Here is a 26,477-nt window from a genome sequence, read left to right as displayed (position 1 = left end):
CCTTGGGCGAGCGGGGCTGAACGCGATCGGCGCGGAGATCCTGAGAGAGGCTGAAGTCGATGCGGTCGTCATTGAAGGAGGCGCTCGAACGACAGGAGCGGGACCGAAACGGGGGCGCCGGCCACCACCCTTCCGGTATCCCCGTTGAACTCGTGCTTCAGATTTCGGCCTCGAACGATCAGCCCGTCGACCTCGTGAAGGCCCTGATGGCATTCGGCCTGGACTTGCACGAGGCGCACGACATCGTCGATCGCTTGGCGAGCGGAGAAAAGGTCGCGACCACCCTATACCTGACCGCCGAGGGTGAATCGCCTTTCGCATTGAGCCGCTTCGGTGTGAGGGTTGGCGCCCCCCAGCCGGTCGACGCGGCTTCCATCCCTGTGGATGTGCTGAACGCGATCGATGCGTGGCGCCTGTCCGAGCCGGAGCGTCCCACCCGGGATGAGGCGATCGGCATCATCCTCCGCCGCGGCCTCGCGGCCGCGTAGGGGCTCCACCGCAACATTGCCAACCCACCCCCATCCGTGTATGCGCAGCCCGCGCCCCCGAGACACCCTTGGAGGCAGGGGCGCGTCGGGAAGGGCTTGGCCGTCCGCACAGGGCGGCCTTTTCGCGTTCCGGCTCCAGCAATTCGTAAGGATCACGCCATGAGCGCAGTCAAGACGCTTGAGGCCGTGGCACGCGACCGGGTCGGCAAGGGGGCCGCCCGGGCCGTTCGTCGCCAGGGCCAGATTCCCGCCGTCATCTACGGCGGTGGCCAGCCGCCGCAATCCATCGCGGTCGATCTCATCCGCACCCGCACCCTGATCTACGCGGGCGGCTTCAAGACGACGCTGTTCGAGATCAACGCTGGCGGCAAGAAGATCCGCGCGATCCCGCGCGACTTCCAGCTCGACCCGGTCTCCGGCGTGCCGCTGCACGTCGACTTCCTGCGCGTCGTCTCGGGCCAGACCGTCACCGTCGAGGTGCCGGTGCACTTCGTCAACGAGGACGCGGCCCCCGGCATCAAGAAGCTCGGCGGCACCCTCAACATCGTGGCCCACACGCTCGCCCTCGACGTCGCCCCGGATCAGATCCCGGACGCGATCGAGGTCGACCTGACCGGCCGCGCGATCGGCGACGTGATCCACGTCTCCGACATCAAGATCCCGGCCGGCACCTACACCGGTGAGGCGACCGATCCGGTTGCCAACATCGTGCCGCCGACCGTGCTGGGCGCCGAGGTGGAGGCCGAGGAGGCCGCCATCGCCGAGGCGCAGTCGGCCGAGGCCGCCGAGGAGAAGGCCGAAGCCGAGGCCGAGACCTCCGAGGACGAGAAGAAGGACGGCGAGGAGGCCTGAGCCTCGTCGCACTGCTCCGCACTCTCGAGAGCCCCGGCCCTGCCGGGGCTCTCTTCGTTCGGGCGGGCGGGCGGTCAGGGATAGAGCCGCGCGCGGCTCCAGCCGTCGCCGGTCCGGGCGAAGCGGACCCGGTCGTGCAGGCGGAAATCGCCGTTCTGCCAGAATTCGAGGGTGACCGGCGCGATGCGGAAGCCGGTCCAGTGCTCCGGCCGGGGGATCGGCCCTTCGCCGTAGCGCTCGGAGAGGTCCGCCACGGCGCTCATCAGCGTGGCGCGATCGGCGAGTGGGCGTGATTGCTGGCTGGCGATGGCGCCGAGCCGGCTCTCGCGGCGGCGGCTCTGGAAATAGGCATCCGCCTCCTCGGCCGTCACTGGCGTGATCGGGCCCCGGGCCCGCACCTGCCGACGCAGGCTCTTCCAGTGCAGCACCAGGGCGGCTTGCGGGTTCTGGGCCAGCTCCTCTCCCTTGGTGGATTGCGTGTTGGTGTAGAAGACGAAGCCGCGGGCGTCGAAGCCCTTCAGCAGCACCATCCGCACGTCCGGCAGCCCGTCCGACCCGGCGGTGGCGAGCGCCATCGCGTTCGGGTCCTCGGGTTCGGCCGCCTCCGCGTCCTTCATCCAGGAAGCGAACAGCCCGAAGGGGTCGTCGCTCAGTGTGAAGTCCGCGCTCTTCGGGTCATCGGTCCTTAACTGATCCACGCCAAGACTCCTGCCTGCCGCGTCAAGGGCCTGAGGGGGCACCGACATCGGCATGTTCGGTCGAGCGGAAAGCCCGTCGTGAGTCAGGTGTAATGCGGCGATGCGCGTGTAAAGGGCCAAGCCGGCGGGCGCGCATCTGCGCGTCCGTGTCGGTCGTGTCGGTGGCGATGGCCCTGTGCGGCTGCAGCCAGCCTCTGCTGATCTTCCGGGGCGATCCCCCGGCGGCGCCGCGCGTGGTCGAGGAGCCCACCGTCACCGGCAGCATCGAGAAGCGGCCTGTGAGCTTCGGGGACGACCTCGCCGAGGAGGATTGGCGCCGGGCGCGTGCCGCCCTGGGCGTCGCCCTGGATCCGCAGGGCAACGGGCGGCCCGTGAAATGGGACAATCCGGAGACCGGGCTTCACGGGTCGGTCAACCCGACCGGCCTGCCCTATGTCTCGGACGACCTGATCTGCCGCAACTTCCTGGCCTCGGTGATCGGACCGGCCCGCAGCCGCTTCGTCCGCGGCACCGGCTGCAAGCTCTCGGGCGGCCCATGGACGCTGAAGCGCGTCCGGAGCGCGAGCGGCGCCGGCCGCTCCTGAACGAGGCCGCCGCGCCCGGCGGCCTCAGCCAAGTCATTCAGCCGGCGAGGTTTCTCAGTAGGGGTGGCCGTAATACGGCCGCACGCGCAACCGCGGCTGCGCCGCCGGCGGGGCGGCGTAGCGGGCCGCGGCCTCCGGATCGTAAGTCCGGATGTAGGGGTCGAGGGCTGGGTCGCGGTAATTGCCGTTGTTGACCCCGGCCGAACGATCGTTGCCGCTCAGCGCCGCGTAGGGCGAGAGGCCGCTGCCGCTGTCGCCGCCACCACCGCCGCCGCCCCAGGCAAAGGCCATCCCCGGAGTGGCGGCGAGGAGCATCGCCGCGAGGGGCACCGTCAGCGTCTTGCGCGTCATGTCCTGTCTCCGCACCATGTCATTGCCAAGCGAACGGTCCAGCTGAAAGCGCGGTTCCCTCAAAGGCGGACTCTGGCGCGAACCGCCGCGGCTTCACGGCATTGTATCACCGTCTGCCAACACCCGCCTATTCGACGCCCTGAATTTCGATTTTTTCGGTTCACCGCCCAGAAATCGTCTCCGCTGTTAAGATTGAACCGGTAGACATCGATCCGGCCGTGCTTGATCGTGGCGCGGCGTAACAGAATTCGAGCCTGCGCGGCGACCGTATCGGCGGTCACCGCCGGGCGCATAACGGGTCTGGCTGCCGTGAACGTCGATACGAAAGCCGGCACGCGGGGCATGAGGCCGACCGGCTGATGGAGCGGGCGACCGGAGGCATGGACCGGCCATCGGCGGCCGGCGGCCGGGCTCCCGCCCGGGCCGAGCCTTCGCCCTCGCGGACGCTCCCCCGCAGCCGGACCGTCACCGTTCGACTGGACCGCCGGGCGCTGCGCGGCTGGCATATCCGCCTTCTCGACCAGCTCGGGCAGCGGCCCGACCACCGGATCCGCGTCGCATGGGTCGACCACGCGGGGGGGCTGCCGCCGAACGCGGAACTCCTGTTCCGGCTGGAGGCCACCATCCACGGCCTGCCCCGGCCGGGCCTGGCCACGGCGGCCGAGCCGGTGGCGCTCGCGTCCTACGAGGCGAGCCCCGCGGGCGAGGAGCTCCGCAGCAGCGGCGCCCAGGATCTCGTCCTCGATCTCTCGAGCGCGCCTGCGGAACCGGGATCGGCACCGGCGTGGCGGCTCGACTATGACGGGATGCCGGGCGAAGCCGGCCTGCTCGCGGCCCTGTTCGCCCATGGTGCCCCGGTGGCGGCCCTGCGTGGACCGGACGGCAAGCCGGTGGCCTTGGGGCGCCTGGGCGCGGAATCGCATACGGTGATGCTCGCGGCCTTCGAGGGCTACCTCGCGCGGACCATCACGCTGATCCTCGCCGCCCTCGACGGCGCCGCCTCGACGGAGCTTCCCGACGGCGCCGGGGCGCCCCTGCAGCCCGCGACCGCCTACGACCTCGGCGGCCTGGGCGCCCGGCGGCGGGCCGCCGGGGGGCTCGCCCGGCAGATCGCCCGCAGGCTCTACGCCCTCTGCTTCCACGGCCCGCACTGGCGGGTGGGCTGGCGCCGGATCGTCGGCCCCGACCTGATCGATCTGCGCCGGCATCCCGAGGGCGGCTGGCAGGTCCTTCCCGACGACGGCCGGCGCTTCTACGCCGACCCCTTCGCGATCGCCCGGGACGGCGCCGTAACCCTGTTCGTGGAGGAGTTCGACTATCGCCGCGGCAAGGGCGTGATCGCCGCGGTGGGCTTCGGGGAGACCGGACCCCGCGGCCGTCCGGAGCCGGTGCTCGAACTCGAGACCCATCTCTCCTACCCGTTCGTGTTCGAGGCGGACGGGCAGGTCTGGATGATCCCGGAATCCCACGCCTCGGGCACGATCGACCTCTACCGGGCCACCGACTTCCCGCGCGGATGGGTCCACGAGGCGGTGCTCCTCGACGGGGTCGTGGCCGGGGATGCGACCCTGCTGCAGCAGAACGGCCGCTGGTGGATGTTCGCCACGGTCCGGGCCGGCGGGGGCAGCTATTCCGACACCCTGCATCTCTGGCACGCGCCGCATTTCCGCGGGCCCTGGACCCCGCATCGGCACAACCCGGTGTTGATCGATATCGGCTCGGCCCGGGCCGCGGGCCCGATCGTGGCGCGCGACGGCGGCCTGATCCGGCCCGTCCAGGATTGCCGCGAGGGCTACGGCGCGGCGCTCGGCCTCGCCCGGATCCTGCGCCTCGACGAGGAGGCCTACGCGCAGCGGGTCGAGACGCGCCTGCGGCCCGGGGCGGCCTGGCCGGGCACGCGCCTGCACATGCTGAGCGCCGCCGGCGGCTTCGAGTTCATCGACGGCTCGCACCGGGCCCGCACGCGACTCCTGGGCTGATCCCGGCCCGCGCCGCGCCCGGCGCGGACCCGTCGGTGCCGAACGGCACCCGCGGACGGCTCGCATCCCGGCCCCGCGCACGCTAAGCGGGGGGCTCCACCCGCGCCGATCAAGTAGAACCGCCGGGACGATCACCATGGCGAGCCCCGTCGAACATGCGAGCTTCCTGCCGCCGGTCCTGACCTTCCTCACGGCGGCGGTGATCGGCGTGCCGATCTTCCGGCTGATCGGCCAGAGCGCCGTGCTGGGCTATCTCGTGGCCGGGGTGCTGATCGGGCCCTCGGGCCTGTCGCTGATCGCCGAGCCCGAGACGGCGGCGAGCGTCGCCGAGATCGGCGTGGTGCTGCTGCTCTTCATCGTCGGCCTGGAACTGCACCTGTCGCAGCTCGTCTCGATGCGGCGCGACATCTTCGGCCTCGGGACCGCGCAGCTCGTCCTCTGCGCGCTGGTGCTCGGCGGCGCCGGAATCCTGGCGGGCCTCAGCTTGGGCGCCGCCGCGGTGATCGGCCTCGCGCTGGCGCTCTCGGCCACCGCGGTGGCCCTGCAGCTCCTGGAGGAGCGGGGCGATCTCTCCAGCGCCTATGGCGGCCGCGCCTTCGCGGTCCTGCTGTTCCAGGACCTCTCGGTGGTCGGCATCCTGGCGCTGATGCCCCTGCTGGCCTCGGCGGGGGAGGCGACCGACGTCTCCTGGCTCGGGGAAGCGGCCCTCTCCACCGGCAAGGCGCTCGCGGCGATCCTGGCGGTGGTGCTGGTCGGCCGCTACGGCCTGAACCCCTTTTTCCGGCTGCTCGCCGCGAGCGGCGCCCGCGAGGTGATGACCGCCGCCGCGCTCCTGGTGGTGCTCGGCACCGCGCTCCTCATGGAGCAGGTCGGCCTGTCGATGGCGATGGGCGCGTTCCTCGCCGGCATCCTGCTGGCCGAGTCGAACTTCCGCCACCAGCTGGAGGCCGATATCGAGCCGTTCCGCGGCATGCTGCTCGGCCTGTTCTTCATGAGCGTCGGCATGTCGATCGACGGCAACCTCGTGCGGGAGGTCTGGCCCGCCCTGTTCGGCGCCACCCTGGCGGCGATCCTGGTCAAGGTCGCCATCGTGGCCGGCCTGTTCCGGCTGTTCGGCTCGGACACGCTGGGGGCCCTGCGGGGGGCGGCGGTTCTGGCGCCCGCGGGCGAGTTCGCCTTCGTGCTGCTGCCCCAGGCCCAGGATCTCGGCCTCACCGGGGTCACGGCGACGCGCTTCGCGGTGGCGCTCGCCGCGCTGACCATGCTGATCGGTCCGATCGCCGCCAAGGGGCTCGACAAGCTGATCGAGCGGCGCACCGCGCGCAGCACCCGCGCGCTGGAGGCGCCCTCCACCGAGTTGACCGAGAGCGGCGACGCCAGGGTGCTGGTGATCGGCTTCGGCCGCTTCGGGCAGGTGCTGACCCAGGTGCTGATGGCCGAGGGCATCCCCGTCACGGTGATCGACAAGGATGTGGAGCAGCTGCGCGCCGCCTCGCGCTTCGGCTTCCGCATCTATTACGGCGACGGCACCCGGCTCGACGTGCTCCGCGCCGCCGGGATCGGCCGGGTCGAGCTGGTCTGCATCTGCGTCGACGACCGGGAGGGCGCCCTCAAGATCGTCGACATCGTCCACGAGGAGTTCTCCAGCGTGCGCACCTTCGTGCGCGCCTACGACCGCCTGCACGCGGTGGAGCTGATGAACCGGGACGTCGACTACCAGATCCGCGAGACCGCCGAATCCGCCCTCGCCTTCGGACGGTCGGCGCTGGAGGGGCTCGGCCTGTCGCCGGAGGCCGCCTCGGCCCGGGCCGACGACGTGCGCAAGCGCGACATCGCCCGCCTCGTCCTGCAGCAGGCCGGGGCCCTGCCGGACGGCGCCGGCTGGATGCGCGGCGCCGCGGCGGGTCTGAAGCCCGAGCCGCTGACCATTCCGGTCCGGCCGGCGCGGGCGCTCAGCACCGAGACCCGCGACCTCGTGGGCAGCGACCGGCGCGAGGCGGCCGAGCGGCTGCTGGAGAAGCCCGCACTGGCGCCGCAGGAGACGGACGCCGCCGAGGGCGAGGCCGATCCGGAGGCGGAGCTGGAAGCGGAAGGCAGCGCCCGGGATGCGTGACCGGCCGGATGTCTGACATGTCCGACGGGCCGCCCCCGGCGGAGGCGGGCCGCTTCGTCACCGGCTCGATCCTCCGGCACGTGGTGGTGATGGCCGCCACCGGATCGGTGGGGCTGATGGCGATCTTCGTCGTCGACCTCTTGTCGCTGCTCTACGTGTCGACGCTCGGCGACCCGAACCTCACCGCGGCGGTCGGCTTCGCCGGCATCGTGCAGTTCTTCGCCACGGCGGTGAATATCGGCCTGATGATCGCCGCCGGGGCCCTGGTCGGGAAGGCCGTCGGCGCGCGCGACCGCGCGGCGGCGCGGCGCCTCGCGACCTCCGCGCTGGTCCTCGGCAGCCTCGTGGCCGCCCTCATCGCGGTGCTGATCGCGCTGCTCGCCGACCCGCTCCTGGCCCTGATCGGCGCGAAGGGCGAGGCGCTGCGGGTGGCGATCCTGTTCCTCCACATCACCCTTCCGTCGAACCTGCTGCTCGCCGCCGGCATGCTGTTCACCGGCCTGCTGCGCGCGGTGGGCGAAGCCAGGCAGGCGATGTCGGTCACCCTGGCCGGAGCGGTGGTCACCGCACTGCTCGATCCGCTGCTGATCTTCGGGGCCGGCCTCGGCGTCACGGGCGCGGCGATCACCGTCTGCGTCGCGCGCGCGACCTTCGTGGCGGTGGGCGTCCGCGGCGTCGCCCGGCACGGCCTCCTCCGCCGGCCGCACCTGTCCGACCTGCCGGCCGACGCCGCCGCCCTGGCCGGCGTCGCGGGACCGGCCGTGCTCACGAATCTCGCCCCCTCGGTGGCGAGCGCGTTCCTGGCACGGCTGTTCGCCGGCTACGGGGCCGATGCGGTCGCCGCCGCGTCGGTGATCGACCGCCTGACGCCGGTGGCCTTCGGCGGCCTGTTCGCCCTGTCGGGGGCGATCGGCCCGATCCTGGCGCAGAACTGGGGCGCGGGCCTGTTCGACCGGATGCGCGGCGTGCTGCGCGCGGCGGTCCGGGTGACGCTGGCCTATGTCGCCGTGGTCTGGTTCGTCCTGGCGCTGACCCGGGGATGGCTCGCCAGCCTGTTCGGCCTGCACGGGGTCTCGGCCGAGCTCTTCAGCTTCTTCTGCCTCGTCGGCGGCGCGATCTGGTTCTTCAACGGGCTGCTGTTCCTCGGCAACGCCGCCTTCAACAATCTCGGCTTCCCCCTGCGCTCGACGCTGCTGAACTGGGGGCGCGCGACCCTCGGCACGGTCCCCCCGGCGATGCTCGGGGCGGCGCTCTACGGCCCCCGCGGCGTGGTCGCCGGGATGGGCGTGGGATCCCTGGTCTTCGGCGCCCTCGGCATCCTGCTGGCCCGCCGCACGGTGGACCGCCTGGAAGGGAGCGGCCGGCGCGGGCGTGAGCCCGAGGCTGCGGCGGCGGTGCTGGAGAGGCCGGCGCCGCTGCCGCCGGGCCATGCCCATCCCGAGCCGTTGCACTGAGACGGCGGAGAAGGCGCAAGTTCCGCGGGGAAGAACTGGTATTTCCCCGCGTGACGGGTCACCATACCCTGTCTCGGCCTGTCCCGGCCGGGGCAGGATCGAGGCGTCATGTTCAACCCGCTCGAGATGTTCCAGGCCCAGGGCGAGGCCGGCCTTCAGGCCATGGCCCAGCAATTCGGCCTGACGACTGAGCAGACGGCCCGCGCCTTCGAGGCGCTGATGCCGGCCCTGACCCTGGGGCTCCAGCGCAGCGTCGGCGTGGACCCGACCGGCTTCGCCCGGATGTTCGGGCTGGAAGCCGCCAAGCCTGCGCCGCCGCAGGGCTTCGAGGCCCTCAGCCAGATGTTCGGCTCGGCGCAGCTGATGCAGGCCGTGCTGCGGCAGGCCTCGGCCACGAGCGGCGTCGGCGCGCAGGTGCTGCGCCAGATGCTGCCGATGATGGCGGGGGCCGTGGTGGCGAGCATCGTCCATGTCATGCTGAACCAGCCGCAGGCCGAGCCCGCGCAGGCGCGGTCGAGCCCGCCGCCGCCCGTTCCGTTCCCGTTCGGGCCGGCCTGGGCCGAGATGGCCAAGGCGATGATGCCCGCGGTCCAGCCGCCGGCGCCGCCGCCGAAGCCGGCCGCCAAGCCGACCGCGAAGCCGTCGCAGGGAACTGCAGGCGAAGCCGGCTCGGATGTGTTCCAGCAGATGATGCGCACCGGGGCCGAGGTTCAGGGCAACAACATCCGGGCGATGCAGGAGCTGTTCGAGACCTTCTGGCCTGCCTCCGGGAGCGCGACGCCCCAGTCCTCGGACGGCACCCCGGCACGTCCCGATCCGGCGCCCGTCGATCCGGCGGCGGGCAAGGGCCGGCGCGGTCGCCCGTCCGGCGGGACCGGTTGACGCAGGGACAGGGCCCGGGCGGACGTTGACCCCGCGGATCGAAGCGGCAACCTGTCGCCGAGGAGATCCGCCGATGAGCGACCATTTGACCGCCTGGGACGATCGCACGGAGAGCGTCGCCGGGAACGGCGTCGCCAAGCGCGCGATCCCGGGTGCGGGTGCGAGCCTCGTGCGCGTGGTGGTGCCGGCGGGCATCTCGGCGCCGGCCCACAGTCACGACCACGAGCAGTTCGTGCAGGTGCTCGCGGGCTCCGGGGTCCTGGAGACCGAGCAGGGTCGCAAGCCGTTCTCGGCCGGCAGCGTGTTCCACTTCCCGGCCGGGGCGTGGCACGCGGCCGAATTCGAGACCGAGACGGTCTTGATCGAGACGAACCTCGCGTCGCAGGTCTGACATAGGTCCGGCGGGCGTGGCTGGTTCAGCCGGGACTCCTCGGCCGGCTCAGGCTCAGCGCTGAGGAGGAGGACGGATCATTCCGGTCCGGGGCCGAGTTGCCGTTCCAGTTCCTCAGTCGCGGGCACCGTCTCGCGCGCGTACCGGACGGCCTGATCGGCGGTCAGCAAGCGACCGTCCTCGGGAAAGAAGGCGAGCCCCCGACCGATGTCACGCAGGCCGTGATCGCCATCAGGGCGCCGATGGATTGCGCGATGGTGCCGAACCAGAACGCGTACACGCATGGCCAGGAGCCGGCGAAGTCGGTCTCCGGATAGGTTTCCTTCAATTCCGAGAACGGCACGATCGAGCACTCGAAGCCCGAGGCCCGGCCGCGCCGCACGGCCGGCAGATGCCCCGACGAGGCCGGCGGAATCGTCGTTCCACGAAGCTGCAGATCGAAACCGAGGGCGTCCAGGCCGGCCTGCCAATCCGATACGCCGGCGAGTGGTCTCGGACACAGGGCGTACGCTTCCATACTCACGCGAGCACGACCCGAGTGTGACGGCGACAGAGATGCGGCTCGTGACGGAGATGCCGCGGAGCAGATGGATCTCGATGACCGGGACGCTGTCGTCGACACCTGCGCCGGCCCGCAGGGCACGGATGCGGCGCGGCGACAGACCCGTTTCGCCGGTCTTGATGTCCCAGATCGCCCGGACCGGCGCTGCGCTGGTCCGGCCATCCCGGAGAAGAACATCCGTGCGTCTGCTGCCGGACAGGCCGTGGCGGACGATGTCGCCGGCGACGAAGCTCTGCTCGACACCGTGCCTGCCGATCCCGGGGAGATCCAGCGCGCACAGGCGGGCCGCCAGGCTGGCGTGGATCTGGAACCCGTAGAGGAACCCCTCTCCCGGCTCGGTGCTCGCGACGATGTCCTTCAGGACATCGAGGATCTCATCGGTCTTCGCATCGATCCGAGGATCACCCGTTCGGTCCTTGCGAACGACGGTGGGCGACCCGCCCTCTCCGCACCACCGACCATCGCGGCCCCGTGGCTGATCCGGTCTGAATCCAGCTTTGATGTCCAGAAGTTCAAGGGCAACGAAGACTCGGCTCAAGCGAAGCTCCGCGAGGGAATACGCCCAGAGCACATCGGGATCATGATCTCGCATCGCGCCAGAACCCGCCGTCCTTGTTCCTGTTTTATTCCATGATTATTTTCCTTCCATCAAGCGATCTCAGGTTTAATTAGGAAAACATTTCGGCCCCATCCGGCCGAGCAGGCGCCTGGCCTGCGGCAAATTATTCTTGGCGCGCGAGCAAAATGCCTGCGCTTGGCCTGAGCCGTCGGCGCGTGTAGGAATCCCACCTTGAACGCCCGCCCGTGCACGCCGACGAAAGGCCGGGCATCGCCCCTACCAGAACAGAGGCAGACCATGAGCGCCGGTACCGCCGCCGACAAGCACTTCTCCAACAGCTTCTTCGCCGCCCCCCTCACGGAGACCGATCCCGAGATCGCCGAGGCGGTGGCCAAGGAGCTCGGCCGTCAGCAGCACGAGATCGAGCTGATCGCCTCGGAGAACATCGTCTCCCGCGCCGTGCTGGAGGCGCAGGGCTCGGTGCTGACCAACAAGTACGCGGAGGGCTATCCGGGCCGGCGCTACTACGGCGGCTGCCAGTTCGTGGACATCGCCGAGGATCTCGCCATCGAGCGCGCCAAGCGCCTGTTCGATTGCGGCTTCGCCAACGTGCAGCCGAACTCGGGCTCCCAGGCCAACCAGGGCGTGTTCCTGGCCCTGATGCAGCCCGGCGACACCTTCCTGGGCCTCGACCTCGCCGCGGGCGGCCACCTGACGCACGGCGCCCCGCCGAATGTCTCGGGCAAGTGGTTCAAGCCGGTCTCCTACACGGTGCGCCGCGAGGACCAGCGGATCGACATGGAGCAGGTCGCCCAGCTCGCGCAGGAGCATAAGCCGAAGGTGATCATCGCCGGCGGCTCGGGCTACCCGCGCCACTGGGACTTCGCCAAGTTCCGCGAGATCGCCGACTCGGTGGGCGCCTACTTCATGGTCGACATGGCCCATTTCGCGGGCCTCGTTGCGGCCGGCGTCCATCCGTCGCCGTTCCCGCACGCCCATGTCGCCACCACGACGACCCACAAGACGCTCCGCGGCCCGCGCGGCGGCATGATCCTGACCAACGACGAGGCGCTGGCCAAGAAGTTCAACTCGGCGATCTTCCCGGGCATCCAGGGCGGCCCGCTGATGCACGTCATCGCCGGCAAGGCCGTGGCCTTCGGCGAGGCGCTGAAGCCCGAGTTCAAGATCTACGCCCGCCAGGTGGTGGAGAACGCCAAGGCGCTCGCCGACACGCTGATCTCGGGCGGCTACGACATCACCTCGGGCGGCACCGACAACCACCTGATGCTGGTCGACCTGCAGCGGAAGGGCCTCACCGGCAAGGCGGCGGAAGCCGCGCTGTCGCGGGCGCACATCACCTGCAACAAGAACGGCGTGCCCTTCGACACGCAGAAGCCGACCATCACCTCGGGCATCCGGCTCGGCACCCCCGCCGGCACGTCCCGCGGCTTCGGCGTCGCCGAGTTCAAGCAGATCGGCGGCTTCATCGTCGAGGTGCTGGACGGGCTCGCCGCCAAGGGTGAGGCGGGCGACAGCGCGGTCGAGGCCGATGTCAAGAGCCGCGTCCATGCCCTCACGGACCGGTTCCCGATCTACGGCTGAGGCGTGAGCGGGGCCGGTCTTTCGGGCTGCCCTTCGGTGGATTAGGAAACGGCCGCGGATCCGACCGGTCCGCGGCCGTTTCCATGCCCGAGTATCCCATCCATGCGGTGTCCCTATTGCGGCGGCTCCGAGACCCAGGTGAAGGACTCGCGGCCCTCCGAGGACGGGGCCGCGATCCGGCGGCGCCGGGTCTGCCCCGACTGCGCCGGCCGCTTCACCACCTTCGAACGGGTGCAGCTGCGCGAGGTCGTGGTGCTCAAGCGCTCGGGCAAGCGCGTGCCCTTCGACCGGGACAAGCTTCAGCGTTCCATCGACGTGGCGCTCCGCAAGCGCGCCGTCGATCCGGAGCGGATCGAGCGGCTCGTCAGCGGCATCACCCGGCAGCTCGAGAGCGCCGGGGAGCCCGAGGTGACGTCCGAGACGATCGGTGAACTGGTGATGGCGGGGCTCAAGGGTCTCGACGACGTCGCCTACGTGCGTTTCGCCTCCGTCTACAAGAACTTCCGCGAGGCGAAGGACTTCGAGGACCTGCTCGGCACGCTGAGCGACGGTAGCCCGGTGCCGGCGGCCGTGCCGGGGCCGGACGCCGAGCTGGAGCCCGAGGCACCGGGGCGGCGCCGCGCCGGCCGCCCATGAGTGACGATACCCACTTCATGCGCCTCGCCTTGGCGCTGGGCCGCCGCGGTCTCGGCACCACGTGGCCGAACCCGTCGGTCGGCGCCGTGGTGGTCGAGCCCGGAACCGGGCGCATCCTCGGGACGGCGGCGACGGCGCGGGGGGGACGCCCGCACGGGGAGCCTGTGGCGCTGGCCGCCGCGGGGGACGCCGCCCGCGGCGCGACCCTCTACGTGACCCTTGAGCCGTGCTCGCATCACGGCCGCACGCCGCCCTGCACCGACGCCATCCTGGCCTCCGGGATCGCCCGGGTGGTCAGTGCCCTGGAGGATCCCGACCCGCGGGTGGCGGGGCGGGGCCACGATCTCCTGAGACAGGGCGGCGTCGCGGTCGAGACCGAGCTGATGCGGGATGCGGCGGCGCGCGACCATGTCGGCCACATCACCCGGGTGACACGCGGCCGCCCGGCCCTGCACCTCAAGCTCGCCCGCACCCGCGACGGCTTCTGCGCCGCCGCCGGTCCGGAGCGCCTGCGCATCACCGGCCCGGTGGCGGACGGGGCGGTCCATCTCTGGCGCGCCCATGCCGACGCGATCCTGATCGGCATCGGCACCGCCCGGGCGGACGACCCGTCGCTGACCGTCCGGCTGCCGGGCCTGGACGGGCGCTCGCCCCTGCGGGTCGTGCTCGACACGCATCTGCGGCTCTCGCCCGCCAGCGTCCTGGCGCGGACCGCCCGCGACACGCCGACCCTGGTGCTCACCACCCGCTCGGCCCCGGCCCATGCGCGGCGCGCCCTGGAGGCGCTCGGCGTCGAGGTCGCGCCCGTCCCGGCGGACGCGGCCGGCGGGATCGATCTCCCGGCGGCCCTGGCGCAGCTGGGCGAGCGCGGCCTGACCCGCCTGTGCAGCGAGGGCGGCCCCCGCCTTGCGGAGGCGCTCGCACGGGCCGATCTGATCGATACCTGCACGCTGGTCACCGGTCCGGTGGAACTGGGACCGGCGGGCGGTCTTCCGGCGCTGGGGCCCGCCCTGGCGGAGGCCCTGGCGGGCGACCGGTTCCGCGAGGCCGAGCGGCTCACGTTCGGACCCGACGAGGCCGTGACCTACGAGCGCAACAGGACGTAAGCGATGTTCACGGGGTTGGTCAGCGACGTCGGCACGGTCGTCTCGGTCTCGGGCGAAGGTGATCTGCGCCGGATCGCGATCCGCGCCTCCTACGACCCGGCGACGATCGCGCTCGGCGCCTCGATCGCCTGCGCGGGCCCCTGCCTCACGGCGGTATCGGTCGAGCCGGCCGAGGGCGGCTGCGTCTTCGCGGTGGACGCGGCCGCCGAGACCCTGGCGCGCACCACCGTAGGTTCCTGGGCGGCGGGCACGCGGATCAACCTCGAACGCTCCCTCAAGATCGGCGATGAACTCGGCGGCCACTTGGTCACGGGCCACGTCGACGGTCTCGCCGAGATTGTGGAGCGCGAGAGCGTCACGGCGGGCGCCTGGGGGCCGAGCGAGCGGTTCACGCTCCGGGCGCCGGCGGCCCTGGCGAAGTTCATTGCCGAGAAGGGGTCGGTCTGCCTCGACGGCACCTCGCTCACGGTGAATTCGGTCCAGGGCGACCTGTTCTCGGTGCTGCTGATCCCCCACACGCTCCAGGTCACCACCTGGGGTGAGCGGCGCCAGGGCGACCGCCTGAACCTGGAGGTCGACCTGATCGCTCGCTACGCCGCCCGGCTCGCGGAGGCGCGGGCCTGAGCGTCCTCAGCGCGGCGGGATCGAGTAGGTGCCGGTGGCGTGGCAGACGAGATCCGGGCTGCCGACAGCGGTGATCGCCACCTCGCCGACGGCGAGCCGCCGCCCGAGCTTGAGCAGCCGGCATTCGGCCACGAGATCCCCCGTGGCGGGCTTGCGCAGGAAGTTGAAGTTGAGACTCGTGGTCACCGCGAGCGCCACCGGCCCGATATTGGCGAGGATTGCCGCGTAGAGGGCATAGTCGGCGAGCGCCATCATGGCCGGCCCCGACACCGTCGCGCCCGGGCGCAGGAAGCGCTCGTGGGCCTCCAGCCGCATCCGCGCCGAGAGCGGTCCCACGGCCTCGAGGTGGTAGGCCCGCCCGCCCGCCTGCATCTGCGGGAACTCGCGGTCGAGGAAGTCACGGGTCTCGGCGAGGGTCAGGATCGTGGCGGTCATGGGCCCTTGCAGCACGGGCGCTCCCGGGAGGCAATCCGAAGCCCGCCTCCCGTCCATCCCCCCGCATCCTGCGGTGTCCGGATGGAATCAACCGTCGCGCGGCTCCGATCAGAAGAAGATCGGCCGTGCGCTGGCGGTGATCTCGCCCAGCACCGTGCCGGTGGCCGGCTCGATCTCCTTGAGCACCACGTCGTAGCCCCAGAGGTCGGCAAGGTGCTGCAGGACCCGCTTGGCGTCGTCCTTCTGCAGGGTGATCTTGTTGATCGCCTTGTGGTGCAGGATCAGGCGCCGGTCGCCCTCGAGATCCACATCCACCACCTCGATGTCGGGATCGAGCCACGCGACGTCATACTGGCGCGCGAAGGCGCGGCGCAGCTTGCGGTAGCCGCGCTCGTCGTGGATCGCCTCGACCCGCAGCTCCGGCTCCTCCGGATCGTCCACGACGTGGAACAGGCGCAGGTCGCGCATCAGCTTGGGTGACAGGAACTGCTGGATGAAGCTCTCGTCGCGGTAATTCTCCCAGCAGTCGCGCAGGACCGCCATGGCGTCGCCGGTGCCGGCGATGTCGGGGAACCACGCCCGGTCCTCGTCGGTCGGCTGCTCGGCGATGCGGGCGATGTCCTGCATCATGGCGAAGCCGATCGCGTAGGGGTTGTGGCCGCCGTAGGAGCGGTCGTCGTAGTTCGGCTGCCGGATGACGTTGGTGTGCGATTGCAGGAATTCGAGGTAGGCGGCCTCGGTGATCTGCCCGGATTCCGACAGGGCGTTCATGATCCGGTAATGGCAGTACGTGGCGCAGCCCTCGTTCATCACCTTGGTCTGGCGCTGCGGGTAGAAGTACTGGGCCACCAAGCGGACGATGCGCAGGATCTCGCGCTGCCAGGGGCGCAGGCGGGGTGCGACCTTCTCCAGGAAATAAAGAATGTTCTCCTGGGGCAGCTCCAGCAGCGCCTTGCGCCGCTCGGCGGCCATGTCGGAGCGGACGGCGCCGACCTTCTGCGGCAGGGTCCGCCAGAGATCGTTGTAGATCTGCTCCCCGTGCTCGATCCGCTCGCGCTCGCGCCGCTGCTCGGAGGCGAGGTCCGGCCGCTTCTTGCGCGGATAGCGGTGGACCCCCTGGCTCATCAGCGCATGGGCGGCGTCGAGCACCTGCTCCACCGCCTGATGGCCGTAGCGCTCCTCGCAGCGGGCGATGAAGCCCTTGGCGAAGTCGAGATAGTCCAGGATGCCTTCGGCGTCGGTCCACTGCCGGAACAGATAGTTGTTCTTGAAGAAATGGTTATGCCCGAAGGCGGCATGCGCGATGACGAGCGTCTGCATCGTCGCCGTATTCTCCTCCATGACGTAGGAGATGCACGGGTCGGAGTTGATGACGATCTCGTAGGCGAGGCCCATGAGGCCGCGGCGGTACCCGGACTCGTGCTGGGCGAAGTGCTTGCCGAAGGACCAGTGCTTGTAGAACAGCGGCATGCCGATCGACGCGTAGGCGTCGAGCATCTGCTCGGCCGTGATGATCTCGATCTGGTTCGGGTACCAGGACAGGCCGAGCTGCGGTCCGGCCACCGCCTCGCAGGCGTCGTGGATCCGTCGGATCGTGTCGAAATCCCAGTCGTTACCGGTGAACAGGGGTTTCTGGCCCCCGGAGATGGTCTGGGGCGTCCGTGCCTTGACGAGCGTCATGCGGCCTCCCGTTCGATTGCTTGGATCCGGCCAACTCCGCGTCTCGCCCTCCCCCGCAGAGGCGGGAGGGACGCGTCGCGCCACTCCGTGTCACGCCTCCGCCTCGGCGCGGCCTTCCTTGCGGCCGAACAGCTCGCGGAAGACCGGGTAGATCTCCCGGCGGTGGTTGACCTTGCGCATGGCGATCGGACCGCCGGCCTTGGCGATCGCCTCGTAGGTCCGCCACAGGGTGGTGCGGTGCTCCACGAAGCCGGCGCGGGGGCCGTTCTCGTCCCCCACCTCGAGATAGGCGAAGTGCTGGCAGGCCGGCAGGATGTGCGACCGCAAGAGTTCCGTCGAGGTCGGCCCGTCGGAGGAGACGTTGTCGCCGTCCGAGGCCTGGGCGGCGTAGATGTTCCAGTCGTTCGGGTCGTAGCGCTCGGCGATGATGCGCTTCATCTCCACGAGCGCCGAGGAGACCAGGGTGCCGCCGGTCTCCCGGGAGCCGAAGAAGGTCTCCTCGTCCACCTCGGTCGCCCGGTCGGTATGGCGGATGAAGACGATCTCCACGTGCCGGTAGCGGCGCGTCAGGAAGATGTGCAGCAGGATGTAGAACCGCTTGGCGAGGTCCTTCATGTGCTCGGTCATCGAGCCCGACACATCCATCAGGCAGAACATCACCGCCTGGGCGATCGGCCGCGGATATGGCTCGAACCGGCGGAAGCGCAGGTCGATCGGATCGACGTAAGGGATCCGCTTCGACCGCTCGCGCAGCCGGAACAGGGCCTGCTCCAGTTCCGAACGCTCTGGATCGCCCTCCGCCAGGGCCTGGATCTGCGCCTCCAGGGCCGCGACTTCCTCGGGCTTCGGCCGCTTGAGGGCGATCCGCCGGGACATCGAGTTGCGCAGGGTGCGGGTGAGCGCGAGATTCGCCGGCGAGCCGGTGACCGTGTAGCCGGCCCGGCGCAGCCCCTCCGTCTCCACCACGGCCAGCCGCCGCTTGGCGAGGTCCGGAAGCTCCAGATCCTCGAGGAAGAGCTCCAGAAACTCCTCGCGGGTGAGGACGAAGCGGAACGCGTCCTCGCTGTTCTCGCCGCCCTCCCCGCCTTCACCGGCACCACGGCCGCCGCCGCTGCCCGGGGGCCGCTCGATCGTGTCGCCCTCGACGTAGGTCTTGTTGCCGGGCAGGATGTGGTCCTGCAGGCCCGTGCCGGGCTGGCGCGAGAAGCGGGGCTCCCGGACGCCGTCCGCCGGCACGGTGACGCGGCCGTCCTTGCCGAGATCCTTGATGTCCTTCTCGCGGGCGGATTCCCGCACCGCGCGCTGGGCCACGTCCTTCACGCGCCGCAGGAAGCGCTGGCGGTTCGGGAGGCTCTTGCCGCCCGGGTTCAAACGTCGGTCGACGATATGCATCCGCTGCGAAAACCCTCGTCCGCGTGTTCCGGCCGGGTCCGGACCCTTGTCGTACCATGCCGTTACCGGAGGGATGGATCCCTCTTTTGCAGCAGGGCCGAGATCTTCACCGGCCGGTCGTCCGAAACTGTGGCGGCAAAGGGTCGGATCTCAGGGTCGAACCCTGTGCCGGCCGGATTGGACCCGGCCGGACACCCCGCGCCTCAGCCGGCCTGCTTCACCCGCATGTACCATTCCACCAGACGGCGAACCTGCCGCTCGGTGTAGCCGCGCGCGACCATGCGCTCGACGAACTCGCCGTGCTTCTTCTCGGTCTCGCCATCCTTCTTGGAACCGAAGGAGATCACCGGCAGCAGTTCCTCCACCTGGGAGAACATCCGCCGCTCGATCACCTCGCGCAGCTTCTCGTAGGAGGTCCAGCTCGGGTTGCGGCCGCCATGCTGGGCTCGGGAGCGCAGGGCGAACTTGACCACCTCGTTGCGGAAGTCCTTCGGGTTGGCGATCCCGGCGGGCTTCTCGATCTTGGTGAGCTCCTGGTTCAGGAGCTCCCGGTTCATGAGCTGCCCGGTCTCGGCATCCTTGAAGTCCTGGTCCTCGATCCAGGCGTCGGCATAGTCGATATACCGGTCGAACAGGTTCTGCCCGTAATCGTGGTACGATTCGAGATAGGCCTTCTGGATCTCGTGCCCGATGAACTCCGCATAGCGCGGGGCCAGCTCGGTCTTGATGAATTCCAGGTACTTCTTCTCGGTCTCGGGCGGCAGCTGCTCGCGCTTGAGCGACTGCTCCAGCACGTACATCAGATGCACCGGATCGGCCGAGACCTCGGTGGTGTCGTGGTTGAAGGTCGCGGCCAGGACCTTGAAGGCGAAGCGGGTGGAGATCCCGTCCATGCCCTCGTCGACGCCGGCCGTATCCTTGTATTCCTGCATCGAGCGGGCGCGGGGATCGACCTCGCGCAGGGACTCGCCGTCGTAGACCCGCATCTTCGAGAAGACGTTGGAATTGGCGTGCTCGCGCAAGCGGGACAGGACCGAGAAGCGCGCCAGCATCTCCAGCGTGCCGGGGGCGCAGGCGGCGTCCGAGAGTTCCGAGCTGGAGATCAGCTTCTCGTAGATCCGCTGCTCCTCGGTGACGCGCAGGCAGTACGGGACCTTGATCACGTAGATCCGGTCGATGAAGGCCTCGTTGTTCTTGTTGGTCTTGAAGGTCTGCCACTCGGCCTCGTTCGAGTGGGCCAGGATCACGCCGGTGAACGGGATCGCGCCGATATTCTCGGTGCCGACGTAGTTGCCCTCCTGCGTCGCCGTGAGCAGCGGGTGCAGCATCTTGATCGGCGCCTTGAACATCTCGACGAACTCGAGAATGCCCTGGTTCGCGCGGTTCAGGCCGCCCGAATACGAGTAGGCGTCGGGATCCGCCTGCGACAGGGTCTCCAGGCGCCGGATGTCGACCTTGCCGACCAGCGAGGAGATGTCCTGGTTGTTCTCGTCCCCCGGCTCGGTCTTGGCGATGGCGATCTGGCGCAGCCGGGAAGGCCGGACCTTGATCACCTTGAAGCGCGAGATGTCGCCGTTGAACTCGTCGAGGCGCTTGAGCGCCCAGGGGCTCATCAGGCCGGTCAGCCGCCGGCGCGGGATGCCGTAGCGGCGCTGGATCTCCTCGCCCATCGTCTCGGGATCGAACAGGCCCAGCGGGCTCTCGAAGACCGGCGAGACCTCGTCCCCGGCCTTGAGGACGTAGACGGGGTGAACCTCCATCAGGAGCTTCAGCCGCTCGGCCAGCGACGACTTACCGCCGCCCACCGGGCCCAGCAGGTAGAGGATCTGCTTGCGTTCCTCCAACCCCTGCGCGGCGTGGCGGAAGAACGAGACGATCCGCTCGATCGTCTCCTCCATGCCGTAGAACTCCCGGAAGGCCGGGTAGGTCCGGATCGTCCGGTTCATGAAGATCCGGCCGAGGCGCGAATCCTTGGCGGTGTCCACGAATTCGGGCTCGCCGATCGCCGCGAGGATGCGCTCTGCGGCCGAGGCGTACATCAGGGGCTCGTCGCGACAGGCCTCCAGGTACTCGGAGAGCGTCATCTCCGTGTCGCGGCGGGCCTCGTACCCTCGGGCGAAGCTCTGGAAAAGGTCGTTCGTCGCATGCATGGGCATTCGATAACCCTCTCAGACCGTGACAGCTTCATCCTGTCTCGGCTTGGATGCAACCGACAGGCCCGCTTTTGTCGCAGTGCGGCGAGCGTGGCGCCCGGCATGTCGATTGCTTGCAACACTCCCGAGCGCTGAAGGCCGCACAGATGAGACTCCGTGCGGCCCCCGAACGGCTGCACGAGCCGCTGAACTGGGCAGATACCGCCTAAGCGGGCCCAGGCTCACAAATCCGTGCCCTCTTTCTTGCCATCGTCTCCCGATTTGGCACCGGACGCCGCGACCGTAATCTTGACGGTCTGCGTCTGCACTTGACCGTCGGAGCTCTTGACCTCGAACGTCACTTCGTCGGTTCCGGTGAAGCCGGAGTTGGGCTGGTAGAACAGCGCCTGGACGGCCGCCTCCTTGTTGGGACAGCGATAGCTTGCCGGTGTCTTCAGCTTGCCGACCTTGGTGATCACCGAGCCGTTCTTCGGCGGCCCCGAGACCTTGAACTCGGGCATCGGCCCAGGAGAACAATCCTTCTTGAGGTTCGGCGCGATCTCGATGCGCACGGTCTTGCCGGGCGCCACGGTCTTGGTTCGGCTGGCGGGCGCCTGGGCCAGCGCCGGGCCGGCGAGGGCCATGCTCCCGACGAGCAGCGCGGCGAGCGGACGAAGGGCAATCATGGAAGCGTCTCTCCAGTGCCGAGCCGGGACCTGTCTCCGGACGCGCGTCCGGATGCCCCGTTCCTCGGTGGAGACCATGTGGGGACGCCGCGCACGGGCGTCGAGGGCCCGGACGGCCCCTTAATTCTGGAGCGCCGCCGCGACGATACCGGTGATGCGGGCGATCTGCGCGGGATCGAATTCGCCGGCCAGGGCGGCGGCGAGCCGCCCTTCGACCCGCGTGCGCTCCCCGGCATCGGCAAGCGGAGCGGGGGGAATCTCATCCTCGGCCAGACGGCAGACCCGGCGAATCGTCTCGGCGGCCGCGAGGAGTTTCTCCCGGTCGGTGGGACCCATCTCCCAGAGCGGATTGCGCAGGCGGCTGATCACGCGCTTGGCGTCGCGGTACTCGCGGTCGACGCCGGTGGCCGCCTCGATCTGGCTGACGAGGAACATCAGTTCCAAGACTTCGGACGCCGCCTCCGGGCATGTGCGGACGATCCGCATGATGCGGGCCATCAGTTCCTGGCTGGGCGTCAACTTGGGTTTGGGCGCGGCCATGCGGGCGACAACGCAGGTTGTCGCCGGAAAGTTCGCTGGCCGCGTGTCGGATCGCGCGGTCGTGCCGACACGGTCAGGCTGGGCCGGTCAGGCCTCCAGGTCGGGCATCTCGCGCAGGCCATCGAGCAGGGCGCGGCAGGCCCGCAATTCCTCCAGGGCTTCGGCCAGGGACGCCCGGTCCGAGGCTCCGAGAGTGACGGACCGGGCGCCCGCCTCCGTCTCGACCTCCTGAATCAGGGGTTCGGCCGCCACGGCCTCGCCGCGGCCGACCGCCTGCACGAAGCGGACGCCGTTCTCCTTGAGGACCCGCTGCGCCCCCGCGATGGTGTAGCGCTGCACGTGCAGGAGATGCCGGATACCCGCCACCAGCTCGACATCCTGGGGCCGATAATAGCGCCGTCCGCCCGCCCGCTTCACGGGACGGATCTGGCCAAAGCGGGTCTCCCAGAACCGCAGCACGTGCTGGGGCACGTCGAGTTCCTCGGCCACCTCGCTGATCGTCCGGAACGCGTGGGCGCTCTTCTCGCCGATCCCGGTCGGCGGTTCGTCGGTCTGTGCGGCGGCGAGGGCTGGCGGCATGGGTGTCTTGCGAATGGGCTCGGAACGCCCCGATCTTGACCGGTCGCAGGGTCGCACTCAAGCCTGAGAGGCTGAGGAATCCGGCGGCGTTTGGAGCGGGTGCCGCTTGTGCGGTGCGTCGTGTGCCGGGCTCCCGTTCACCGTCCGCGACCTTCCGGGCATCCGGGACAAAGGCGGGGAAGGATGAACCGCAGCCCGTTCCGGGGCGCAGGCCCCGCAGGAGGCGAACCCGCACGCGGACCCGCTCAATCGTCGTCGTGAACGCCCGTGCCGTTCAGGCCGTTGATCTTGGCCTTGAGCACGTTGGACGGCTTGAACACCATCACCTGCCGCGGCTCGATCGCGACCTCGACCCCGGTCTTGGGGTTGCGGCCGACGCGCTTGCCCTTGCTGCGCACCACGAAGGAGCCGAACGAGGACAGCTTCACCGTCTCGCCGCTCGCCAGGCAGCTGCAGATCTCCGACAGCACGGTCTCGACGAGGGCGGCCGACTCGGTCCGCGACAGGCCCACCTGATGGTAGACGGCCTCGCTCAAGTCGGCGCGCGTCACCGTCTTGCCTGCCATGCCGTGTCCCCTCGCCCGCATCGTTCGCCCCATGACGCATGGTGCGGCACGCGCGGCCACACCAAACGCTGAAGGCGTATCCCTATGATCCGGCACGCTAATCGGCGCTCCGCCCCCGGTCAACCGCAGCGGGGCCGCGAATCGTTTCAGGCGCCCGCCCGAAGCCTCACCAGCGGATCAGCGCCGCACCCCAGCTGAACCCGCCGCCGATCGCCTCGATCATCACGAGGTCGCCCGCCTGGATGCGACCGTCCCGCCGCGCCACGTCGAGGGCCAGGGGAATCGAGGCCGCCGACGTGTTGCCGTGGCGGTCCACCGTCAGCACGATCTTCTCCCGGGCGATTCCGATCTTGTCGGCCGAGGCCTCGATGATCCGGCGATTGGCCTGATGCGGCACGAACCAGTCGAGCTCCTCCGCGGTGACGCCCGCCTGCGCGAAAGCCTCGACGATCACGTCGGTGACCTGCCCCACGGCGAACCGGAACACGTCGCGGCCCTCCATGCGCAGGTGGCCGGTGGTGCCGGTGGAACCCGGACCGCCGTCGACATAGAGCTTTTCCCGGTGGCGCCCGTCCGACCGCAGGCTCGCGCTGAGCACGCCGCGGTCCCCGGCCTCGTCCTGCGCCTCCAGCACGATGGCGCCGGCCCCGTCGCCGAACAGCACGCAGGTGGTGCGGTCCTCCCAATCGACGATCCGCGAGAAGGTCTCGGCGCCGACCACCAGCGCACGGCGGGCCGCGCCCGTGGTCAGGAACTTGTCGGCGGTCGAGACCGCGAAGACGAAGCCGGCACAGACCGCCTGCAGGTCGAAGGCCGCGCCCTGATGGATGCCCAGCGCCGCCTGGATCTGGGTCGCGGTCGCCGGAAAGGTGTGGTCCGGCGTCGAGGTGGCGCAGATCACGAGGTCGATGTCGTCGGCGGTCAGGCCGGCATCCTCCAGGGCGGCCCGGGCCGCGCGCGCGCCGAGGACCGAGGTGGTCTCGTCGGCGGCCGCGATGTGCCGCTGGCGGATCCCGGTCCGCTGGACGATCCACGCGTCGGAGGTGTCCATCTGCTCGGCCAGATCGGCATTCGTCACCACCCGTGCGGGCAGGCTCGATCCGGTCCCCACCACCACCGAGCGCAGAGGGGGCGCGCGCCGGTGCGGCTCGGGGTCAGTGCGGAGGGTTGCCATCATTGTCCTTCCCGGACGACGCCAGATTCACAATTTCCAGTTGTGAAGCCGCAGCCGTCCGATTTCCATCCCATCCGTCGACGGGGCTCAGTCCGGCACCGGCGTCACGCCGGCGCCAGCGCCGCGGTCTGGTCGAGCATCTCGCGGATCGTGCGGATCATGTCATGGCGCGCCATGTCGTGCGCCAGATCGATCGCCGCGGCGAAGCCCTGCGCATTCTCCGAACCGTGGCTCTTGATGACGATGCCTTCGAGGCCGAGGAACACCCCGCCATTGGCCCGGCTCGGGTTCATCTTGTCCTTGAGGGCCTTGAAGGCCTGCCGGGCGAACAAGGCGCCGATCTTGGCGGCCAGCGTCCGGGTCATGGCGGCGCGGAGATACGTGCCGATCTGCTTGGCGGTGCCCTCGGCGGTCTTGAGGGCGATGTTGCCGGTGAACCCCTCGGTCACCACCACGTCGACGGTGCCGCGCCCGAGATCGGTGCCTTCGACGAAGCCGTGATAGGTGAGGCCGGGGCTCTCCATCTCGCGCAGGATCCGGGCGGCCTCCTTGACCGCCTCGTTGCCCTTCATCTCCTCGGTGCCGACATTGAGCAGGCCGACGGTGGGCCGGTCGAGGTCGAACACGATCCGGGCCATGGCGGAGCCCATCACGGCCATCTCGACGAGGTGCTCGGCATCCGTGCCGATGGTGGCGCCGACGTCGAGCACGACGCTCTCGCCGCGCACGGTCGGCCACAGGCAGGCGATGGCCGGACGCTCGATGCCCGACATGGTCTTCAGGCAGATCTTCGACATCGCCATCAGGGCGCCGGTGTTGCCGGCCGACACGCAGGCATCGGCCTGCCCGTCGCGCACCGCCTGGATCGCCTGCCACATGGACGATTTGCCCCGGCCCTGGCGCACCGCCTGGCTGGGCTTGTCGTCCATGGCCACGGCCACGCTGGTGTGGCGGATCTCGACGCAATCCTTGAGCCGGGGCTCCTTGGCGACCAGCGGCGCGATCACGGCCTCGTCGCCGAACATCAGGAAGGTGGTGCCGGGATGACGCTCCCGGGCCAGGGCCGCGCCGGGCACGACCGTGGTGGGCCCGTGGTCGCCACCCATGGCGTCGAGCGAGATGCACACGCGTTGGGACATGTCGGTAGCGGGTCGCGGGTCTCGGCGGGAAAGGGTTCAGACGTCGGCGGGACGGGGCCCGCCGGGCGCGGCGGACCATAGCGATACCGGCCCGGCGGGCAAATGAATTCGGGCGGCGCGGGCTTCCGGGCGGTCGCCGACGGCCTCAGGCTCCGCCGTCGCGGAGCTTGCGCAGGCCGTCGAGGGGCCCCGCATCGTCGCCCGCCACCACCGGCTCGAAGGTGATGCCGGGCTTGCGCGGATAGGGATCGAGGCCGAGCGCCAGGAACTCGGCGGTGAGCGCACCGAAATCGATGCGGCCGCCGACCAGCGGGTCGGGGATGTCGGCTTCCTCGGCCTCGGTGCCGGCGAGCCGGTCGGTATCGGTGAACACCACCTCGACCGGTTCATGGACCGGCGCCTCGAAGGGTTCGAGGCTCACGGTGCAGACCTGCGTCACCAGGGCTTCCACCGCGCCGGTCACGGTGAGCCGGCTGGTCGGCCCCTCGATGGCGAAGCGCCCGACCAGATCGCGGATCCCGGGGATGCCGAAATCGGCGGCGAGCGCCGCGCATTCGGCCGGGCTCGCCTCCACGGTGACGGCGCCGCGCCCCTGGGGCAGGCGCTCGACATTGACCCAGCGCGCGAGGGGAAAGCCCTCCTGGCCGGCGTGGCGGGTCATGAATTTCCTCCATCTCCAGCGTGGACCGATGCCGGCGCGAAGCCGTCCGGCTCCGGGAAGGGCGGCCCAGCCCCGAGCAGCCCGTCCAGATCGGCGCCGGCGAGGGCGGCGTCGGCGGACTGCACGTAGGCGGCAAGACCGCGCCCGTCACCCTCGCCGCCCAGCACGTTGCGGACGAGAACGGCGCGCAGCGCCGCCGCGTCGCCGGCCTCCAGGGCGGCATCGTAGCCCTCGGCCCGGCCGTAAAAGGCGGCGCCGAGCTTCTTCATCCGCTTGGACACGCCCATGTCGCCGACACCGAGTTCGCGCAGCGAGGCGTCGAGCTGGGTGAAGACCGAATTCACGAGATCCTGGGCGACCTCGGACGCCGGCGCCGGCAACCGGTTCAGCCGGCGCAGGACCAGGATCGCGTGCAGGCAAAGGGCCTCGAACCGGCCCTCCACGGTATCGGGCACGCCGAGGCGCGTGTAGAGGCCCGGCCGGCGCGCGGCCATGCTCAAGGCCACGTGCAGCCCCTCGACGGCGCGGCGCCGCGCGCTCGCGCGCCGGAACAACCCGGCGATCATCGGTGCCGAACCCCGGCCATCTGTGGCCAAGCTTGCCTTGTCAAAG

At 70.3% G+C, this 26,477-nt stretch carries 28 protein-coding genes; 13 read left to right on the top strand and 15 right to left on the bottom strand.

Annotated elements, in window-relative coordinates:
• The first annotated feature begins 71 nt into the window (after positions 1–71).
• Positions 72–488, top strand: a complete 417-nt coding sequence (locus ABIC70_RS22135) for a hypothetical protein (RefSeq protein WP_187294380.1) — start codon at positions 72–74, stop codon at positions 486–488.
• A gap of 159 nt (positions 489–647) precedes the next feature.
• Positions 648–1,340, top strand: coding sequence for a 50S ribosomal protein L25/general stress protein Ctc (locus ABIC70_RS22130; protein WP_043386413.1), 693 nt, complete (start codon positions 648–650; stop codon positions 1,338–1,340).
• Positions 1,341–1,414: 74 nt separating this feature from the next.
• Here the strand turns inward: ABIC70_RS22130 and pdxH are convergent, their stop codons facing one another.
• Complete coding sequence (pdxH, locus tag ABIC70_RS22125) at positions 1,415–2,038, bottom strand: pyridoxamine 5'-phosphate oxidase (protein WP_354441156.1); 624 nt, start codon at positions 2,036–2,038, stop codon at positions 1,415–1,417.
• Positions 2,039–2,184: 146 nt separating this feature from the next.
• Here pdxH and ABIC70_RS22120 point away from each other — a divergent pair, with 146 nt between their 5' ends.
• The gene (locus ABIC70_RS22120) at positions 2,185–2,622 is read left to right on the top strand and encodes an RT0821/Lpp0805 family surface protein (RefSeq protein WP_374701347.1); all 438 of its coding nucleotides are present in this window, start codon (positions 2,185–2,187) and stop codon (positions 2,620–2,622) included.
• Between the two features lie 54 nt (positions 2,623–2,676).
• On the opposite strand, the gene ABIC70_RS22115 is transcribed toward ABIC70_RS22120, so the two are convergent.
• Entirely contained in the window at positions 2,677–2,973 is a 297-nt protein-coding gene (locus ABIC70_RS22115) for a hypothetical protein (protein ID WP_354441154.1), read from the bottom strand.
• A gap of 359 nt (positions 2,974–3,332) precedes the next feature.
• Here ABIC70_RS22115 and ABIC70_RS22110 point away from each other — a divergent pair, with 359 nt between their 5' ends.
• The 5 genes from ABIC70_RS22110 (at position 3,333) to ABIC70_RS22090 (ending at position 9,792) form a co-directional block, all read left to right on the top strand.
• On the top strand, positions 3,333–4,952 hold the full coding sequence (locus tag ABIC70_RS22110; RefSeq protein ID WP_354441152.1) for a glucosamine inositolphosphorylceramide transferase family protein: 1,620 nt from the start codon (positions 3,333–3,335) through the stop codon (positions 4,950–4,952).
• A 136-nt stretch (positions 4,953–5,088) separates the two neighbouring features.
• Entirely contained in the window at positions 5,089–7,065 is a 1,977-nt protein-coding gene (locus tag ABIC70_RS22105; protein WP_043356576.1) for a monovalent cation:proton antiporter-2 (CPA2) family protein, read from the top strand.
• Between the two features lie 17 nt (positions 7,066–7,082).
• Positions 7,083–8,519 (top strand): MATE family efflux transporter, encoded by a 1,437-nt coding sequence (locus tag ABIC70_RS22100; RefSeq protein WP_354441150.1) that lies wholly within the window; start codon positions 7,083–7,085, stop codon positions 8,517–8,519.
• Between the two features lie 108 nt (positions 8,520–8,627).
• The gene (locus tag ABIC70_RS22095; protein ID WP_354441148.1) at positions 8,628–9,401 is read left to right on the top strand and encodes a DUF937 domain-containing protein; all 774 of its coding nucleotides are present in this window, start codon (positions 8,628–8,630) and stop codon (positions 9,399–9,401) included.
• A 73-nt stretch (positions 9,402–9,474) separates the two neighbouring features.
• Positions 9,475–9,792, top strand: coding sequence for a cupin domain-containing protein (locus tag ABIC70_RS22090; RefSeq protein ID WP_043386424.1), 318 nt, complete (start codon positions 9,475–9,477; stop codon positions 9,790–9,792).
• A gap of 163 nt (positions 9,793–9,955) precedes the next feature.
• Here the strand turns inward: ABIC70_RS22090 and ABIC70_RS22085 are convergent, their stop codons facing one another.
• Positions 9,956–10,315 carry a hypothetical protein gene (locus ABIC70_RS22085; RefSeq protein WP_354441146.1) on the bottom strand — a complete coding sequence of 120 codons (360 nt, stop codon included), beginning with the start codon at positions 10,313–10,315 and terminating at the stop codon, positions 9,956–9,958.
• 64 nt (positions 10,316–10,379) lie between these two features.
• Here ABIC70_RS22085 and ABIC70_RS22080 point away from each other — a divergent pair, with 64 nt between their 5' ends.
• From ABIC70_RS22080 to ABIC70_RS22060, 5 genes are all read left to right on the top strand, one after another.
• Entirely contained in the window at positions 10,380–10,988 is a 609-nt protein-coding gene (locus tag ABIC70_RS22080) for a hypothetical protein (protein ID WP_354441144.1), read from the top strand.
• A 222-nt stretch (positions 10,989–11,210) separates the two neighbouring features.
• A complete protein-coding gene (gene glyA, locus ABIC70_RS22075) occupies positions 11,211–12,515 on the top strand; it encodes a serine hydroxymethyltransferase (protein WP_043386430.1) in 1,305 nt (434 codons plus the stop codon).
• A gap of 102 nt (positions 12,516–12,617) precedes the next feature.
• Positions 12,618–13,151, top strand: a complete 534-nt coding sequence (nrdR, locus tag ABIC70_RS22070; RefSeq protein ID WP_043356555.1) for a transcriptional regulator NrdR — start codon at positions 12,618–12,620, stop codon at positions 13,149–13,151.
• On the top strand, positions 13,148–14,257 hold the full coding sequence (gene ribD, locus ABIC70_RS22065) for a bifunctional diaminohydroxyphosphoribosylaminopyrimidine deaminase/5-amino-6-(5-phosphoribosylamino)uracil reductase RibD (protein ID WP_354441142.1): 1,110 nt from the start codon (positions 13,148–13,150) through the stop codon (positions 14,255–14,257). The genes nrdR and ribD overlap by 4 nt, the downstream gene beginning before the upstream one ends.
• A 3-nt stretch (positions 14,258–14,260) precedes the next feature.
• Positions 14,261–14,881 carry a riboflavin synthase gene (locus ABIC70_RS22060; protein ID WP_043351065.1) on the top strand — a complete coding sequence of 207 codons (621 nt, stop codon included), beginning with the start codon at positions 14,261–14,263 and terminating at the stop codon, positions 14,879–14,881.
• Between the two features lie 6 nt (positions 14,882–14,887).
• Here the strand turns inward: ABIC70_RS22060 and ABIC70_RS22055 are convergent, their stop codons facing one another.
• From ABIC70_RS22055 to ABIC70_RS22000, 12 genes are all read right to left on the bottom strand, one after another.
• Positions 14,888–15,316, bottom strand: a complete 429-nt coding sequence (locus tag ABIC70_RS22055; protein WP_043386434.1) for a PaaI family thioesterase — start codon at positions 15,314–15,316, stop codon at positions 14,888–14,890.
• 108 nt (positions 15,317–15,424) lie between these two features.
• Positions 15,425–16,996 carry a SpoVR family protein gene (locus ABIC70_RS22050; protein ID WP_043386436.1) on the bottom strand — a complete coding sequence of 524 codons (1,572 nt, stop codon included), beginning with the start codon at positions 16,994–16,996 and terminating at the stop codon, positions 15,425–15,427.
• Positions 16,997–17,086: 90 nt separating this feature from the next.
• Positions 17,087–18,388, bottom strand: coding sequence for a YeaH/YhbH family protein (locus ABIC70_RS22045; protein WP_043386438.1), 1,302 nt, complete (start codon positions 18,386–18,388; stop codon positions 17,087–17,089).
• Positions 18,389–18,591: 203 nt separating this feature from the next.
• Complete coding sequence (locus ABIC70_RS22040; RefSeq protein ID WP_043348452.1) at positions 18,592–20,544, bottom strand: PrkA family serine protein kinase; 1,953 nt, start codon at positions 20,542–20,544, stop codon at positions 18,592–18,594.
• Positions 20,545–20,762: 218 nt separating this feature from the next.
• A complete protein-coding gene (locus ABIC70_RS22035) occupies positions 20,763–21,206 on the bottom strand; it encodes an Ig-like domain-containing protein (RefSeq protein ID WP_043348449.1) in 444 nt (147 codons plus the stop codon).
• Positions 21,207–21,326: 120 nt separating this feature from the next.
• A complete protein-coding gene (locus ABIC70_RS22030; protein WP_182593211.1) occupies positions 21,327–21,746 on the bottom strand; it encodes a hypothetical protein in 420 nt (139 codons plus the stop codon).
• Positions 21,747–21,833: 87 nt separating this feature from the next.
• Positions 21,834–22,325 carry a MerR family transcriptional regulator gene (locus ABIC70_RS22025; protein WP_182593212.1) on the bottom strand — a complete coding sequence of 164 codons (492 nt, stop codon included), beginning with the start codon at positions 22,323–22,325 and terminating at the stop codon, positions 21,834–21,836.
• Between the two features lie 245 nt (positions 22,326–22,570).
• Positions 22,571–22,891, bottom strand: coding sequence for an integration host factor subunit alpha (locus ABIC70_RS22020; protein ID WP_043348440.1), 321 nt, complete (start codon positions 22,889–22,891; stop codon positions 22,571–22,573).
• Between the two features lie 166 nt (positions 22,892–23,057).
• Positions 23,058–24,065: a beta-ketoacyl-ACP synthase III gene (locus ABIC70_RS22015; RefSeq protein WP_051976215.1), complete on the bottom strand. Its 1,008-nt coding sequence runs from the start codon at positions 24,063–24,065 to the stop codon at positions 23,058–23,060.
• Between the two features lie 104 nt (positions 24,066–24,169).
• Entirely contained in the window at positions 24,170–25,204 is a 1,035-nt protein-coding gene (gene plsX / locus ABIC70_RS22010; protein ID WP_043348438.1) for a phosphate acyltransferase PlsX, read from the bottom strand.
• Between the two features lie 145 nt (positions 25,205–25,349).
• Positions 25,350–25,865 carry a YceD family protein gene (locus tag ABIC70_RS22005; RefSeq protein WP_043386443.1) on the bottom strand — a complete coding sequence of 172 codons (516 nt, stop codon included), beginning with the start codon at positions 25,863–25,865 and terminating at the stop codon, positions 25,350–25,352.
• Positions 25,862–26,431, bottom strand: a complete 570-nt coding sequence (locus tag ABIC70_RS22000) for a ubiquinol-cytochrome C chaperone family protein (RefSeq protein WP_043348434.1) — start codon at positions 26,429–26,431, stop codon at positions 25,862–25,864. Before ABIC70_RS22000 ends, ABIC70_RS22005 begins: the two co-directional genes overlap by 4 nt.
• Positions 26,432–26,477 lie beyond the last annotated feature (46 nt).

Source organism: Methylobacterium sp. 1973 (assembly GCF_040545035.1).
Classification (GTDB): Bacteria; Pseudomonadota; Alphaproteobacteria; order Rhizobiales; family Beijerinckiaceae; genus Methylobacterium; species Methylobacterium fujisawaense.
The sequence above is the reverse complement of the archived record's forward strand: the minus strand, read 5'-3'. Positions and strand labels throughout refer to the sequence as shown.

What these genes read in the sequence shown, in the direction of transcription:
- ABIC70_RS22130 (WP_043386413.1), top strand. Translation starts at nt 648, where the DNA reads ATGAGCGCAGTCAAGACGCTTGAGGCCGTGGCACGCGACCGGGTCGGC.
- ABIC70_RS22115 (WP_354441154.1), bottom strand. Translation starts at nt 2,973, where the DNA reads ATGACGCGCAAGACGCTGACGGTGCCCCTCGCGGCGATGCTCCTCGCC.
- ABIC70_RS22110 (WP_354441152.1), top strand. Translation starts at nt 3,333, where the DNA reads ATGGAGCGGGCGACCGGAGGCATGGACCGGCCATCGGCGGCCGGCGGC.
- ABIC70_RS22105 (WP_043356576.1), top strand. Translation starts at nt 5,089, where the DNA reads ATGGCGAGCCCCGTCGAACATGCGAGCTTCCTGCCGCCGGTCCTGACC.
- ABIC70_RS22100 (WP_354441150.1), top strand. Translation starts at nt 7,083, where the DNA reads ATGTCCGACGGGCCGCCCCCGGCGGAGGCGGGCCGCTTCGTCACCGGC.
- ABIC70_RS22095 (WP_354441148.1), top strand. Translation starts at nt 8,628, where the DNA reads ATGTTCAACCCGCTCGAGATGTTCCAGGCCCAGGGCGAGGCCGGCCTT.
- ABIC70_RS22090 (WP_043386424.1), top strand. Translation starts at nt 9,475, where the DNA reads ATGAGCGACCATTTGACCGCCTGGGACGATCGCACGGAGAGCGTCGCC.
- ABIC70_RS22080 (WP_354441144.1), top strand. Translation starts at nt 10,380, where the DNA reads ATGGATCTCGATGACCGGGACGCTGTCGTCGACACCTGCGCCGGCCCG.
- glyA (WP_043386430.1), top strand. Translation starts at nt 11,211, where the DNA reads ATGAGCGCCGGTACCGCCGCCGACAAGCACTTCTCCAACAGCTTCTTC.
- nrdR (WP_043356555.1), top strand. Translation starts at nt 12,618, where the DNA reads ATGCGGTGTCCCTATTGCGGCGGCTCCGAGACCCAGGTGAAGGACTCG.
- ribD (WP_354441142.1), top strand. Translation starts at nt 13,148, where the DNA reads ATGAGTGACGATACCCACTTCATGCGCCTCGCCTTGGCGCTGGGCCGC.
- ABIC70_RS22060 (WP_043351065.1), top strand. Translation starts at nt 14,261, where the DNA reads ATGTTCACGGGGTTGGTCAGCGACGTCGGCACGGTCGTCTCGGTCTCG.
- ABIC70_RS22055 (WP_043386434.1), bottom strand. Translation starts at nt 15,316, where the DNA reads ATGACCGCCACGATCCTGACCCTCGCCGAGACCCGTGACTTCCTCGAC.
- ABIC70_RS22050 (WP_043386436.1), bottom strand. Translation starts at nt 16,996, where the DNA reads ATGACGCTCGTCAAGGCACGGACGCCCCAGACCATCTCCGGGGGCCAG.
- ABIC70_RS22045 (WP_043386438.1), bottom strand. Translation starts at nt 18,388, where the DNA reads ATGCATATCGTCGACCGACGTTTGAACCCGGGCGGCAAGAGCCTCCCG.
- ABIC70_RS22040 (WP_043348452.1), bottom strand. Translation starts at nt 20,544, where the DNA reads ATGCCCATGCATGCGACGAACGACCTTTTCCAGAGCTTCGCCCGAGGG.
- ABIC70_RS22035 (WP_043348449.1), bottom strand. Translation starts at nt 21,206, where the DNA reads ATGATTGCCCTTCGTCCGCTCGCCGCGCTGCTCGTCGGGAGCATGGCC.
- ABIC70_RS22030 (WP_182593211.1), bottom strand. Translation starts at nt 21,746, where the DNA reads ATGGCCGCGCCCAAACCCAAGTTGACGCCCAGCCAGGAACTGATGGCC.
- ABIC70_RS22025 (WP_182593212.1), bottom strand. Translation starts at nt 22,325, where the DNA reads ATGCCGCCAGCCCTCGCCGCCGCACAGACCGACGAACCGCCGACCGGG.
- ABIC70_RS22020 (WP_043348440.1), bottom strand. Translation starts at nt 22,891, where the DNA reads ATGGCAGGCAAGACGGTGACGCGCGCCGACTTGAGCGAGGCCGTCTAC.
- ABIC70_RS22015 (WP_051976215.1), bottom strand. Translation starts at nt 24,065, where the DNA reads ATGGCAACCCTCCGCACTGACCCCGAGCCGCACCGGCGCGCGCCCCCT.
- plsX (WP_043348438.1), bottom strand. Translation starts at nt 25,204, where the DNA reads ATGTCCCAACGCGTGTGCATCTCGCTCGACGCCATGGGTGGCGACCAC.
- ABIC70_RS22005 (WP_043386443.1), bottom strand. Translation starts at nt 25,865, where the DNA reads ATGACCCGCCACGCCGGCCAGGAGGGCTTTCCCCTCGCGCGCTGGGTC.
- ABIC70_RS22000 (WP_043348434.1), bottom strand. Translation starts at nt 26,431, where the DNA reads ATGATCGCCGGGTTGTTCCGGCGCGCGAGCGCGCGGCGCCGCGCCGTC.